12 protein-coding genes are annotated in these 12,855 nt (G+C 62.3%); 8 read left to right on the forward strand and 4 right to left on the reverse strand.

Features of this window, described 5'->3' with window-relative positions:
• Nucleotides 1-45: 45 nt before the first annotated feature.
• Both ppsR and BLR77_RS25935 read right to left on the reverse strand, forming a co-directional pair.
• On the reverse strand, nt 46-864 hold the full coding sequence (gene ppsR, locus BLR77_RS12585) for a posphoenolpyruvate synthetase regulatory kinase/phosphorylase PpsR (protein WP_074678249.1): 819 nt from the start codon (nt 862-864) through the stop codon (nt 46-48).
• A gap of 36 nt (nt 865-900) precedes the next feature.
• A complete protein-coding gene (locus tag BLR77_RS25935; RefSeq protein ID WP_139202968.1) occupies nt 901-1,098 on the reverse strand; it encodes a hypothetical protein in 198 nt (65 codons plus the stop codon).
• On the opposite strand from BLR77_RS25935, the gene ppsA reads away from it, so the two are divergent.
• From ppsA to BLR77_RS12625, 8 genes are all read left to right on the forward strand, one after another.
• Nucleotides 1,045-3,417 carry a phosphoenolpyruvate synthase gene (gene ppsA, locus BLR77_RS12590; RefSeq protein ID WP_074678905.1) on the forward strand — a complete coding sequence of 791 codons (2,373 nt, stop codon included), beginning with the start codon at nt 1,045-1,047 and terminating at the stop codon, nt 3,415-3,417. The genes BLR77_RS25935 and ppsA overlap by 54 nt on opposite strands.
• A 169-nt stretch (nt 3,418-3,586) precedes the next feature.
• Nucleotides 3,587-4,576 (forward strand): alpha/beta fold hydrolase, encoded by a 990-nt coding sequence (locus BLR77_RS12595; RefSeq protein ID WP_074678251.1) that lies wholly within the window; start codon nt 3,587-3,589, stop codon nt 4,574-4,576.
• Between the two features lie 201 nt (nt 4,577-4,777).
• Nucleotides 4,778-5,266: a ribonuclease E activity regulator RraA gene (rraA, locus tag BLR77_RS12600; RefSeq protein WP_074678253.1), complete on the forward strand. Its 489-nt coding sequence runs from the start codon at nt 4,778-4,780 to the stop codon at nt 5,264-5,266.
• A gap of 5 nt (nt 5,267-5,271) precedes the next feature.
• Nucleotides 5,272-6,258, forward strand: coding sequence for a zinc transporter ZntB (locus BLR77_RS12605; RefSeq protein WP_074678255.1), 987 nt, complete (start codon nt 5,272-5,274; stop codon nt 6,256-6,258).
• Between the two features lie 55 nt (nt 6,259-6,313).
• Nucleotides 6,314-6,559 (forward strand): CrfX protein, encoded by a 246-nt coding sequence (locus BLR77_RS12610; protein WP_074678257.1) that lies wholly within the window; start codon nt 6,314-6,316, stop codon nt 6,557-6,559.
• Between the two features lies 1 nt (nt 6,560).
• Nucleotides 6,561-7,385: a mechanosensitive ion channel family protein gene (locus tag BLR77_RS12615; RefSeq protein WP_017676817.1), complete on the forward strand. Its 825-nt coding sequence runs from the start codon at nt 6,561-6,563 to the stop codon at nt 7,383-7,385.
• A gap of 82 nt (nt 7,386-7,467) precedes the next feature.
• Nucleotides 7,468-8,058 (forward strand): RNA polymerase sigma factor SigX, encoded by a 591-nt coding sequence (gene sigX / locus BLR77_RS12620; RefSeq protein ID WP_074678259.1) that lies wholly within the window; start codon nt 7,468-7,470, stop codon nt 8,056-8,058.
• A gap of 108 nt (nt 8,059-8,166) precedes the next feature.
• Nucleotides 8,167-9,147 (forward strand): OmpA family protein, encoded by a 981-nt coding sequence (locus BLR77_RS12625; RefSeq protein ID WP_074678261.1) that lies wholly within the window; start codon nt 8,167-8,169, stop codon nt 9,145-9,147.
• A 117-nt stretch (nt 9,148-9,264) separates the two neighbouring features.
• Here BLR77_RS12625 and cobA read toward each other — a convergent pair whose 3' ends face one another.
• Nucleotides 9,265-10,008 (reverse strand): uroporphyrinogen-III C-methyltransferase, encoded by a 744-nt coding sequence (gene cobA, locus BLR77_RS12630; protein WP_074678263.1) that lies wholly within the window; start codon nt 10,006-10,008, stop codon nt 9,265-9,267.
• Nucleotides 10,009-10,074: 66 nt separating this feature from the next.
• Nucleotides 10,075-12,792 carry a nitrate reductase gene (locus tag BLR77_RS12635; protein ID WP_074678265.1) on the reverse strand — a complete coding sequence of 906 codons (2,718 nt, stop codon included), beginning with the start codon at nt 12,790-12,792 and terminating at the stop codon, nt 10,075-10,077.
• Nucleotides 12,793-12,855: the final 63 nt, after the last annotated feature.

Genomic DNA, 12,855 nt, shown 5'->3' on the forward strand with positions numbered 1-12,855 from the left:
CGAAGTTTCGAGCCTTTTTCCTTTATAAACATGTGCTTGCGGCGGTTATTTGAGGCGCCTTTCAACACCTTTTTCCACCAGGATCTTGGCGGAGATTTCCTCCACCGAGAAATGCGTGGAGTTGATGAAGGCGATGTTTTCGCGGCGGAACAGGCCCTCCACCTCGCGCACCTCGAACTCGCACTGGGCGAAGCTGGCGTAGCGGCTGTTGGGCTTGCGCTCGTGGCGGATTGCAGTGAGTCGATCCGGGTCGATGGTCAGGCCGAACAGCTTGTCGCGGTGCTTTTTCAGCGACTCGGGGAGCTGCAGACGCTCCATGTCGTCTTCGGTCAGCGGGTAGTTGGCGGCGCGGATGCCGTACTGCATGGCCATGTACAGACAGGTAGGCGTCTTGCCGCAGCGCGATACGCCGACCAGGATCAGGTCGGCCTTGTCGTAATAGTGAGTGCGCGCGCCATCGTCGTTATCGAGGGCGAAGTTCACCGCCTCGATGCGCTCCATGTAGTTGGAGTGCTGGCCAATGGAATGCGACTTGCCGACGGAGTAGGAGGAGTGCGAGCTCAACTCCTGTTCCAGCGGCGAGAGGAAGGTGGAAAAGATGTCGATCATGAAACCATTGGCGGTATCGAGGATCGCACGAATATCGCGGTTGACGATGGTGTCGAAGATGATCGGGCGGGCGCCGTCCCTTTCAGCGGCTGCATCGATTTGTTGTACCATGGCGCGCGCTTTTTCGATGCTGTCGATATAAGGGCGGGTCAGTTTGGTGAACTGAATGTTTTCGAACTGTGCGAGCAGGCTCTGGCCCAAGGTTTCGGCCGTGATGCCGGTGCCGTCGGAGATGAAGAAAGCGGTTCGTTTCATTTGCGCCAAAGGCCTTAAGCTGAGTTCGATTCTTGGCTATGATAGGCCGCGTTTTGCGTCGAGCCCACCGGGTTCGGCATTGTTACTTATACAAGGGCAAGGCCACAATCGCGCGACTTCGGTCGTTCGACATTGCGCAGCCCAATGAGCTTTTCCAACACCGTTAGTGGAGAGATCACCTTGGTAGAGTACGTAGTTTCCCTCGATAAGCTCGGCAATCACGATGTTGAGCATGTGGGGGGCAAGAACGCATCCCTCGGCGAGATGATCAGTAACCTGGCTGGCGCCGGCGTCTCGGTTCCCGGCGGTTTCGCCACTACGGCTCAGGCCTACCGCGATTTTCTCGAGCAAAGCGGCCTGAATGCGCAGATCCATGCAGCGCTTGACGCCCTCGATGTCGACGACGTCAACGCCCTGGCCAAGACCGGCGCGCAGATTCGCCAGTGGGTGATGGACGCCGAATTCCCGGCCGAGTTGGACAAGCAGATCCGCGAAGCCTTCGCCACCATGAGTGCCGGTAACGACAACATGGCCGTGGCCGTGCGTTCTTCCGCCACTGCCGAAGACCTGCCGGACGCCTCTTTCGCCGGTCAGCAGGAAACCTTCCTCAATATCCGCGGCGTGGACAACGTGATTCGCGCTGCCAAGGAAGTCTTCGCTTCCCTGTTCAACGACCGTGCCATCGCTTACCGCGTGCACCAGGGCTTCGACCACAAGCTGGTGGCCCTGTCTGCCGGTGTGCAGCGCATGGTGCGTTCGGAAACCGGCACCGCCGGTGTGATGTTCACCCTGGATACCGAATCCGGCTTCCGTGACGTCGTGTTCATCACCGGCGCCTATGGCCTCGGCGAAACCGTGGTGCAGGGCGCGGTGAACCCTGACGAGTTCTACGTGCACAAGCCGACCCTGGAAGCTGGCCGTCCGGCGATCCTGCGCCGCAACCTGGGCAGCAAGGCGATCAAGATGATCTACGGCGACGAAGCCAAGGCTGGTCGCTCGGTGAAAACCGTGGAAGTCGACCGCGCCGAGCGTGCGCGCTTCTGCATCACCGATGCCGAGGTCAGCGAGCTGGCCAAGCAGGCACTGATCATCGAGAAACACTATGGCCGCCCGATGGACATCGAGTGGGCCAAGGACGGTGACGACGGCAAGCTGTATATCGTGCAAGCCCGTCCGGAAACCGTCAAAAGCCGCGCCAGCGCCACCGTGATGGAGCGCTACCTGCTGAAAGAGAAGGGCACCGTGCTGGTGGAAGGTCGCGCCATTGGCCAGCGCATCGGCGCCGGCAAGGTCCGCGTGATCCATGACGTCTCCGAGATGGACAAGGTGCAGCCGGGCGACGTGCTGGTCTCCGACATGACCGACCCGGACTGGGAACCGGTGATGAAGCGTGCCAGCGCCATCGTCACCAATCGCGGCGGCCGCACCTGCCACGCGGCGATCATTGCCCGTGAGTTGGGCATTCCGGCCGTGGTCGGTTGCGGCAACGCCACACAAGTGTTGAAAGATGGCCAGGGCGTCACCGTCTCCTGCGCCGAGGGCGATACCGGTTTCATCTTCGAGGGTGAGCTGGGCTTCGACATTCGCAAGAACTCGGTCGATGCCATGCCGGATCTGCCGTTCAAGATCATGATGAACGTCGGCAACCCGGATCGCGCTTTCGATTTCGCTCAGCTGCCGAACGAAGGCGTGGGTCTGGCCCGCCTGGAGTTCATCATCAACCGTATGATCGGCGTGCACCCCAAGGCGCTGCTGAACTTCTCCAGCCTGCCGCCGGAGATCAAGGACAGCGTCGAGAAACGCATCGCCGGTTACGGTGATCCGGTCGACTTCTACGTCGAGAAGCTGGTCGAGGGCATCAGCACCCTGGCCGCGGCCTTCTGGCCGAAGAAGGTCATCGTGCGTCTGTCGGACTTCAAGTCCAACGAATACGCCAACCTGATCGGCGGCAAGCTGTACGAGCCGGAAGAAGAAAACCCGATGCTGGGCTTCCGTGGTGCTTCGCGCTACATCAGCGAATCCTTCCGCGACTGCTTCGAGCTGGAATGCCGCGCGCTGAAGAAAGTGCGCAACGAGATGGGCCTGACCAACGTCGAAATCATGGTGCCGTTCGTGCGTACCCTGGGTGAGGCCTCGCAAGTGGTCGAGCTGCTGGCCAGCAATGGCCTGGCCCGCGGTCAGGACGGCCTGAAGGTCATCATGATGTGCGAGCTGCCGTCCAACGCCATCCTGGCTGAAGAGTTCCTCGAGTTCTTCGATGGTTTCTCCATTGGCTCCAACGACCTGACCCAGTTGACCCTGGGCCTGGACCGTGACTCCGGCATCGTTGCTCATCTGTTCGACGAGCGTAATCCTGCGGTGAAGAAGCTGCTGGCCAATGCCATCTCCGCCTGCAACAAGGCTGGCAAGTACATCGGTATCTGCGGTCAAGGCCCGTCGGACCATCCGGACCTGGCCAAGTGGCTGATGGAGCAGGGCATCGAGAGCGTTTCGCTGAACCCTGACTCGGTACTCGATACCTGGTTCTTCCTGGCCGAGACTCAGCCAGCCTGAGGCCTGTGATCGATCCAGAAAGGGCGGGTTGATCCCGCCCTTTTTGATGTCCATCGCGTTTTGCCAGTCATTCCAAGCCGTCGCCAGCGATATGCAATATCGCTCCCGGCGGTTTTTTATGCGTGTCGTTATTCATTTATGGCGTCTCGCCAGTGCGGTCATCTGATCCATGCAAAGCAGTAGTGAGCTTTTCCCCGTCGCCCTGATCAGCGCCGAGTTGCGCGGCGATCTCAGTGAAGACGTCTATCTTCTCAAACCCAACAATAGCCCCGACTCCAGCGTCGAGCTGGCCTTGACCCGGCTCGGCCGCGCAGGTTCGGAAGGCGAGCGTGGCGTGCCCGTGGTATTGCTGCACGGTAGCTTTTCCAATCGGCGCTTCTGGTATTCGCCCAAGGGCATCGGTTTGGGCGCATACCTGGCGCGTGCGGGGTTCGATGTGTGGATCGCTGAAATGCGCGGCCACGGTCTGTCGCCACGTAACGAAAACTATCGAGACAATCAGGTGGCGCAGTACGTGCGCTATGACCTGCCAGCCATTGCCGATTTCATCATCGAGCAGACCGGGCAGGCCGCGCACTGGATCGGCCATTCCCTCGGCGGAGTGACGCTGGCGGCAGCGCTGGCGGGCGGTTATCTCGAGACGTCGCGTGCGCGTTCGGCGGCATTGTTCGGCAGCCAGATCAGCCGCGTCTACTGGCCGCTCAAGCTGCCGCCGGTGGAGTGGGGCGGTCGCCTGCTGCTGCGTGCCTTCCCCTACCTATCCGGGCGGCGCCTGAAGCGCGGCCCGGAAGACGAGCCCATTGGGCTGGCACTGGAAACCCTGCGCTGGCTCAGGCTGTTCGGGCGTTTCGGTGATGGTGATCAGGATTGGTGGGCAGGCCTGACTCAGGTGCGCGTGCCGATCCTTGCTGTAGGCGCTGCAGCCGATGATCAGGACCCCGCCTGGGCCTGTCGCAAGCTGCTGGAGCAGTGCAGTGCGGCGCCGACGCAGTTCTTGCTGCTGGGCAAGGACAACGGCTTCTCCAGCGACTTCGGGCACATCGAAATGCTGGTCAGCAAGGAGGCGCAGCGCGAGGTGTGGCCATTGACCGAATATTGGTTGCAGCATCTGCAACTGCCTGCCGGTTTTGCCGAGCAGGCGTCTGCTATAGGTACTTGAGGCTGTTCTGGCCGTTTCTACGGCGCGTGCTTACCGGTAAGATGTGACGCATCGCATGCAGGTGGTCATTTCAGGCTCATCTGTATTGTCGTCGTTCGTGTTAGGCGGTTTCGTCGCGATAGCTCGGTGCTGAATTGTCCCGCTTCACGCAGGTCCATGAAGGTGGCTGCCTTCTCATCCATTGTCGAAAGGAGTTCTGTCATGCACTACATCACCCCTGATCTGTGCGATGCCTATCCGGAACTGGTTCAGGTCGTCGAGCCGATGTTCGCCAACTACGGCGCCCGCGACTCTTTCGGCGGTCAGATCGTCACCATCAAGTGCCACGAGGACAACTCGCTGGTGAAGGAGCAGGTCGACCTGCCTGGTCAGGGCAAGGTTCTGGTGGTGGATGGCGGCGGCTCCCTGCGACGTGCGCTGCTCGGTGACATGCTGGCCGAGAAGGCCGCCAAGAACGGCTGGGAAGGCATCGTCGTATACGGTTGCATCCGTGACGTCGACGTCATCGCGCAGACCGACCTGGGCGTGCAGGCGCTGGCCAGTCACCCGATGAAAACCGACAAACGTGGCATCGGCGACCTGAATGTGCCCGTCACCTTTGGCGGCGTGACTTTCAAGCCAGGTGATTACCTGTACGCCGACAACAACGGTGTGATCGTTTCCCCGCAAGCCCTGAGCATGCCGGAATAACCCCGATGCAGGATCAGGATTCGGCGTTGCTGCATGCCTTCGTGCTCGATGGTCAGGGCGGTGCACGCAGCATCACTCGCGATGAACTGGATTGCCTTCAGCTGGGCGAGCAGGAAAGCCTGTGGCTTCACTGGGATCGTGGCCAGGAGCAGTCACAGCGCTGGTTGCGCGAGCACAGCGGGCTGGATGAATTCAGCTGCAACCTGCTGCTCGAGGAAAACACCCGGCCGCGTCTGTTGCCCCTGCCCGGCGATGAGCTGCTGTTGTTCTTGCGTGGGGTCAACCGCAATCCCGGCGCAGAGCCGGAAGACATGGTGTCGGTGCGGATCTTCGCCGATGCCCGGCGGGTGATCTCCCTGCGTCAGCGTCCCTTGCTGGCGACCGATGCACTGATTGCCGATCTGTTGGCGGGCAAGGGGCCGAAAACGGCGTCCGAACTGCTGCTGGAACTCGCCCGTCACCTCACCAGCCGCGTCGATGATCTGATCGCCGAGTTGAGCGAGCAGCTCGACGGGGAGGAGGATGGCCTCGATGGCGATGAGCGTTATCGTCCCGATCACGGCCTGATGCTGCAGGTGCGTCGGCGTGCGGCCAGCTTGCGTCGGTTTCTCGCGCCGCAACGCGACCTCTACGCGCAACTGGTGCGTAATCGACAGCCCTGGTTCGTCGAGGACGACGGCGACTACTGGAACGAGTTGAACAACCGCCTGACCCGTTATCTGGAGGAGCTGGAGCTGGTTCGCGAGCGCGTCGGCCTGGTGCTGGAGGCGGAAAGCCGGCGCCTCGGCGAGCGTATGAATCGCATCATGTATCGCTTCACCGTGATCACCGGCATGTTCCTGCCGCTGACCTTCCTCACGGGGCTGCTGGGCATCAACGTCGGCGGGATTCCCGGCGCCGAAAGCCCGATCGGTTTCTTTCTCGCCTGCGGCCTCATGGTCCTTCTGGCGCTGAGCCAGCTGCTGCTTTTTCGCCGTTGGCGTTGGCTGTGATGTGTGACTCATTCGCTGGCTACTGCGTCTAGCCGTGACATCCCGTGAGGTGCGTATGCACGATCCATTCGAAGAGTCTCTACGCGATTTGCTCAAGTCCTCGTCGTCCAGTCATGACGACGATGCTTGCCTGCACCGGGTTCTCAAGACCGCCAACCGCCAGGTCGGTGCTGGTGATCTGTTCAGCCTGATAGGCCACTGGGCGCAGGCTCTGATGATCGCCCTGAACAACGGTTCGGCGCATGTCGCGCCGGTCTCGCGCCGTACCCAATCCTCTGCTTCTGCTGATAAGGCCGACTGAAATGGAACTCGATCCCTGGACCCAAAGCCTGATCTCCGCGATGACCGCATTGTGGACCAAGGTTGCCGGATTCATTCCCAACCTGTTCGTTGCACTGGTGTTGGTGCTGCTTGGCTTCGTCGTCGCCAAGTTGCTCGACACGCTGCTGTCCAAACTGCTCGGCAAGGTCGGCCTGGATCGTCTGATGACGGGTACCGGTCTGACCAAGCTGCTGGCGCGCGTCGGCATTCACGCACCGGTATCGACCCTGATCGGCAAGATCGTCTACTGGTTCGTGCTCCTGATCTTCCTGGTTTCGGCCGCTGAATCGCTCGGTCTGCAGCGGGTTTCCGCGACCCTCGACGTGCTGGCGCTGTATCTGCCCAAGGTCTTCGGTGCTGCTCTGGTGCTGCTTGCCGGTGTGCTGCTGGCGCAACTGGTCAGCAGCCTGGTACGCGGCGCAGCCGAAGGCGTCGGCCTGGAATATGCGAACGGCCTGGGGCGTGTCGCGCAGGGTCTGGTGATCATCATCAGTATCTCGGTGGCCATCGGCCAGCTGGAGATCAAGACCGACCTGCTCAATAACGTGATCGCCATCGTGCTGATCTCCGTCGGTCTGGCTGTCGCGCTGGCGCTGGGCCTGGGCAGTCGCGATATCGCCAGCCAGATCCTCGCTGGCATATACGTGCGCGAGCTGTATCAGGTCGGGCAACAAGTGCAGGTTGGTGAGGTCGAAGGGCAGATCGAAGAGATCGGCACAGTGAAAACCACCCTGTTGACCGATACCGGTGAGCTGGTATCGGTGGCAAATCGAGTGATGCTCGAGCAACGCGTGAACAGTCGCTGACGCCAATCTGTTATTTTATGCCGTTGCCCGGCAGGCGTGACCTGCCGGGCGCTTTTCGTCCTGACTGTCGGCCCGACTCGTTTTGAACAAAGCTCAGCCATTGCCCACGCGCTACGACCCCCGCGAGCTCACTGATGAAGAGCTGGTGGCGCGCGCCCACGACGAGCTGTTTCATATCACTCGTGCTTATGAAGAGCTGATGAGACGCTACCAGCGAACATTATTTAACGTGTGCGCGCGTTATTTGGGGAACGAAAGGGATGCTGATGATGTCTGTCAGGAGGTGATGCTCAAAGTTCTCTATGGCCTTAAGAACTTTGAGGGTAAATCCAAGTTCAAGACTTGGCTTTACAGCATTACCTACAACGAATGCATTACTCAGTATCGAAAAGAGCGGCGAAAGCGTCGATTGGTTGACGCCTTAAGTTTGGACCCGCTCGAAGAGGCTTCCGACGAGAAGACACCCAAAGTCGAGGAGCGAGGCGGTCTGGATCGCTGGTTGGTTCACGTCAACCCGATCGATCGCGAGATTCTGGTGCTACGTTTTGTCGCAGAGCTCGAGTTTCAAGAGATTGCCGACATCATGCACATGGGCTTGAGCGCAACGAAGATGCGCTACAAGCGAGCATTGGATCGGTTGCGGGATAAATTTTCGGAAACTTCCGAAACTTAGTTCAGCTTCCCGACCACTAAGGGAGTGGCGAACCCTGATAGAATCGCCGCCAAGTTGCCGACTGAAGTTAACGGCGACTTATTAACCACCAAGATGGGGATTTAACGGATGAAAGTAAAAAACACCTTGGGCGTAGTCATTGGCTCTCTCGTTGCCGCAACCTCCTTCGGCGCGCTGGCGCAAGGCCAAGGCGCTGTCGAGGTGGAGGGCTTCGTCAATCGCTACTTCACCGACTCTCAGCGTGATTTCGCTCACGATGAAGGCAACCTGTTCGGTGGCAGCATCGGCTACTACCTGACTGACGACGTCGAGCTGGCGCTGTCCTACGGCGAATACCATGACCTGCGCGGTGAAGGTTCGCGCGGCAGCAAGAACATCAAGGGCAACCTGACCGACCTGAAGGCCATCTACCACTTCGGTCAGCCGGGTGTTGGTCTGCGTCCGTACGTCTCTGCCGGTTTCGGCCATCAGAGCATCGGCGACGCCAACGGCGGTGGTCGTAACCACTCCACCCTGGCTATCGCTGGCGCTGGTGCCAAGTACTACTTCACCGAAATGTTCTACGCCCGTGCTGGCGTTGACGCTCTGTACAACATCGACCAGGGCGACACCGAGTGGCAAGCTGGCGTGGGTGTTGGTCTGAACTTCGGTGGCGGCAGCAAGCCTGCTCCGGCTCCGGTCGTGGCTGCTGCGCCCGAGCCGATGCCTGAGCCTGCTCCTGAGCCGGCCATGGAAACCGTTCGCGTCGAGCTGGACGTCAAGTTCGACTTCGACAAAGACCGCGTCAAAGAAGAAAGCTACGGCGACATCAAGAACCTGGCTGACTTCATGAACCAGTACCCGCAGACCACCACCACTGTTGAAGGTCACACCGACTCCGTCGGTTCTGACGCCTACAACCAGGGTCTGTCCGAGCGTCGCGCCAATGCCGTGCGTAACGTACTGGTCAACCAGTACGGTGTAGACGGTAACCGCGTCAACGCTGTTGGTTACGGTGAGACCCGTCCGGTAGCCGACAACGCCACCGACTCCGGCCGCGCCATCAACCGTCGCGTTGAAGCCGAAGTGGAAGCCCAGATCAAGCAGTAATGCTTCTGGTGCTCCAAGAAAAACCCGGCCTCGGCCGGGTTTTTTCTTTTCTGGAATAAAAAAAAGCCCGCCGAGGGGGCGACGGGCAAACAACGACTTCGCAGGAGCGCGAAGCGGTCAGGCATGCAGGAGCTGTGGCATGCTGATCTGGGTGCTGGCGCGGGCGACTTCGCCGATCACCAGAATGGCCGGGCTCTTCAGGGCGAAGGCTGTCGCATCGTCCTGCATCGCGCCCAGCTGGCTGCGGCATTCACGCTGGGCGGGCAGCGAGGCGTTCTCGATCATGGCCACTGGCATCTCGGCGCTCATGCCGCCGGCGAGCAGGCCGTCGCGGATGTCCGCCAGCTTGGCTACGCCCATATAGACCACCAATGTGGTGCCGCTCTGGGCCAGTGCGGCCCAGTTAAGGCTGCTGTCGTCCTGGGTGTGGGCGGTAACCAGGGTCACGCCGCGCGCCACGCCGCGCAGAGTCAGGGGAATGCCACAGTTGGTGGCGCCAGCCAGGCCTGCGGTGATGCCGTTGACCATCTCAACTTCGATGCCGTGCTCGCCGAGCCAGTCGGCTTCCTCGCTGCCGCGGCCGAAGATGCAAGGATCACCGCCTTTCAGGCGCACCACGCACTTGCCCTGGCGGGCATAGCGCAGCATCAGGCGGTGGATAAAGGCCTGCGGGGTGGAGCGACAGCCGCCGCGCTTGCCTACCGAGACGATACGGGCGCCGGGGCAGTGCTCGAGCACGGCCGGGTTGACCAGATCGTCGATCATCACGATCTCGGCCTGGTTCAGCGCCTTGACCGCCTTGAGGGTCAGCAGCTCGGGATCACCAGGGCCCGCGCCTACCAGCCAGACTTTTGCATTCATATCGGGTACCTCGTAGGGTGCGCCGTGCGCACCAAGTCGTTTTGGGGCTGGTGCGCATAGCGCACCCTACGCATGTGTCGCCACCTGTTGGCTAGCCAGCAGGCGTTTGATTTCAGGGACGCAAGAGCCGCAGCTGGTGCCGCACTTGAGCTCGCGTTTGAGGCCGTCCAGATCCAGGCCGCGTTCGATGCCGGCGCAAACCGCGCCTTCGCTGACGTTCAGGCAGTTGCACAGGGTCTTGCTGCGGGTGGTGGCGGCTGCGTTGCCCGGCGGCGCGGAGACCGGGGCGAGCAGCCAGCGGCGCAGGTCGGCGTCGGCCTGACCGTCCAGCCACAAGCTCCTGAGCCATTCGCTGGCAGCGGTTTCGCCGGCCAGGCGAATGCTGACGATGCGGCCATCCTCGATGCGCACACGTTTGCCTACAGCACGGCGCGGGTCGTCGTAGGCCAGCACCGGACCTTCATTCAGGCGTAGCAAGCGGTCGATCAGCGCCAGCAGTTCTGGCAGCGGCGCCACGGCGCTGGCGGCGCGGATCAGCAGAGCGGGGCGCTCGCGACCGGTGGGGGTGAGACTGGCGTAGGCGAACTCCTCGAACAGCGGACGCAGGGCCTCGAAGCGGCTCTGCACCTCACCCTCGACCAGGGCGAACAGCTGCCAGGGCAGCTCGACCTTGTCCACCTCGACGCCGGCATGTTTGAGCTCCGGCTGCTTGGACAGCGGATCGAACGCCGGCTGGGTCAGCACGTTGGTACCCAGGCCCTTGAGGAAGCGGTCGCCCCAGTGCATCGGCAGCCAGGCCTGGCCGGGACGCACCGACTCGTCGGCCTGCACCGGCAGGATCAGGCTGCCGCGACGGCTGCGCAGCTTGATCAGATCGCCGTCGTGCAGGCGACGGCGGCGCAACTCGTCCGGGTGCAGGCCGAGCACGGCGGCCTCGACATGGCCGAACAGGCGAGCGGCGGTGCCGGTGCGGCTCATGCCGTGCCACTGATCGCGCAGGCGCCCGGTGTTGAGGGTCAGCGAATAGCGCGCCTCGCGCTTTTCCTTCGGCGCGCGATACGGGTCGGCGTGAAACTGCGCGCGTCCGCTAGCGGTGGGGAAGTGGCCGTCGGCATAGAGCCGTGCGGTGCCTTGGCGAGCGCCGGCCGGGAACGGCCATTGCTGGGGACCTTGTTCATCGAGCAGCGCGTAGCTCAGCCCCGAGAGGTCGAGGTCGCGCTGAGCGGTCAGGTGTTTGTATTCCTCGAACAGTGATTCACTGTCGGCGAAGTCGAACAGGCTGGGCAGGCCGGGGCGCAGCAGAGTTTCCAGGCGACGAGCGAAGTCGCAGGTGATCGACCAATCGGGCCGCGTCTCTGCGGGCGCTGGCACGGCGCGGCGTACATGGCTGACGCGGCGCTCGGAGTTGGTCACCGTGCCTTCCTTCTCGCCCCAGCTGGCGGCGGGCAGCAGCAGGTCGGCGTAGCGGCAGGTCTCGGTGGTGAAGAAGGCTTCTTGAACGACAACGAAGGGGCAGGCGGCCAGGGCCTCGTGCACCTTGCTCTGGTTCGGCAGCGATTGGGCCGGGTTGGTGCAGGCGATCCACAGCGCCTTGATGCGCCCGTCGTGCACTGCATCGAACAACTCGATGGCGGACAGGCCGGGTGTCTCCGGCAGGGCATCGACACCCCAGTAGGTGGCGACTTCGGCGCGGTGTTCGGCGTTGGCTGCCTCGCGGTGGCCCGGCAGTAGGTTGCTCAGGCTGCCGGTCTCGCGGCCGCCCATGGCATTGGGTTGACCGGTCAGCGAGAAGGGACCGGCGCCGGGCTTGCCGATCTGCCCGGTGGCCAGGTGCAGGTTGATCAGCGCACTGTTCTTGGCGCTGCCTGCGCTGGACTGGTTGAGCCCCATGCACCACAGCGAGAGGAAGGAGGGCGCGCGGCCGATCAACTCGGCGCAGCGCTGCAGGGCGTCCAGGCTGATACCGCAGATATCGGCGGTGGCCGCCGGGCTGTAGTCGCGCACCAGGTTCTTCAGCGCCTCGAAGCCTTCGGTGTGGACGTCTATATAGCGGCGGTCGATCCAGCCCTCCCACAGCAGGATATGCAGGATGCCGTGAAACAGCGCGACGTCGGTGCCGGGCAGGATCGCCAGGTGCAGGTCGGCCAGCTCGCAGGTGTCGGTGCGCCGCGGGTCGACGACGATCACCTTCATCTCCGGGCGTCTGGCCTTGGCTTCTTCCAGGCGGCGGAACAGCACAGGATGGGCGTAGGCCATGTTGGAGCCGGCGATCAGCAGGCAGTCGCTCTGCTCGATGTCCTCGTAGCTGCAAGGCGGCGCGTCGGCGCCGAGGCTGCGTTTGTAGCCGACCACCGCCGAGCTCATGCACAGGCGCGAGTTGGAGTCGATGTTATGGGTGCCGACCAGGGCACGGGCCAGTTTGTTGAAGGCGTAGTAGTCCTCGGTTAGCAGCTGGCCGGAGATATAAAAGGCCACGCTGTCCGGGCCATGCTCGCGGATGGTCTCGGCGAACACCGCCGCAGCGTGGTCCAGGCCGCTGTCCCAGTCGGTGCGCGAGCGGGCCAGGCCCTTGCCCAGGCGCAGCTCGGGGTAGAGGGCGCGGGCGTCGAGGTCGCCGGTCAGGTGCAGGGTCGAACCCTTGCTGCACAGTTTGCCGAAGTTGGCCGGGTGGCTGGGATCGCCGGCGACGCCGAGGATCTTCTCGCCGTCGTGCTCGATCAGCACGCCGCAGCCCACGCCGCAGTAGCAGCAGGTGGAGGCGGTGACTTGAGTGGTGCTGGCCATGTTCGCAGTTCCTAGCGCAAGCGGGAGAAAGGGTGGGAGGGGCTTTAGCCGCGACAGTCGCCG

Source organism: Ectopseudomonas alcaliphila, assembly GCF_900101755.1.
GTDB lineage: Bacteria > Pseudomonadota > Gammaproteobacteria > Pseudomonadales > Pseudomonadaceae > Aquipseudomonas > Aquipseudomonas alcaliphila.